This window comes from Polynucleobacter sinensis (assembly GCF_001595985.1).
Classification (GTDB): Bacteria; Pseudomonadota; Gammaproteobacteria; order Burkholderiales; family Burkholderiaceae; genus Polynucleobacter; species Polynucleobacter sinensis.
Genome location: NZ_LOJJ01000012.1, coordinates 1 through 397 on the forward strand (window position 1 = coordinate 1; position 397 = coordinate 397).

The window sequence follows — 397 nt, forward strand, 5'->3', positions numbered from 1 at the left end:
TGCCTAATTTAGAGATCTCTAAAAATGCAAACGCCACTTCGATTGATAGTGCCTCAGATAACATTGTGTATACCATCTCGGTAGAAAACACAGGTAATACCAAACTAACAGGGGTTACTTTTACTGACCCAATGGCAGCTGGTTTAGATGTGCAGGTAGAGGGCCCTGTGGGCACTTGGACATCTGTTGGCCCTGCTAGCTCTGCTGGTTTAATTACAGTTGGAGTAGTTGAGGTTGGCACTACTTTGAACTACCGCTTTACCTATGACATTAGTCAAACTGATTTTGATGCGATTGGTCGTTCTAGCGATGGTGATATTGACAATACCGTTGTTGCGACAGCAAGCGAAACCTTGGGATCTGAGAGTGTCCTAAGCGCGAGCGAAGAAGTGGAAGT

1 protein-coding gene is annotated in these 397 nt (G+C 45.1%); it reads left to right on the forward strand.

Annotated features, from left to right (window positions below; all coding sequences use genetic code 11):
• Nucleotides 1–397 (forward strand): DUF7507 domain-containing protein (locus AOB49_RS09840; RefSeq protein ID WP_156471408.1); only part of this gene is annotated, 397 nt, incomplete at both ends.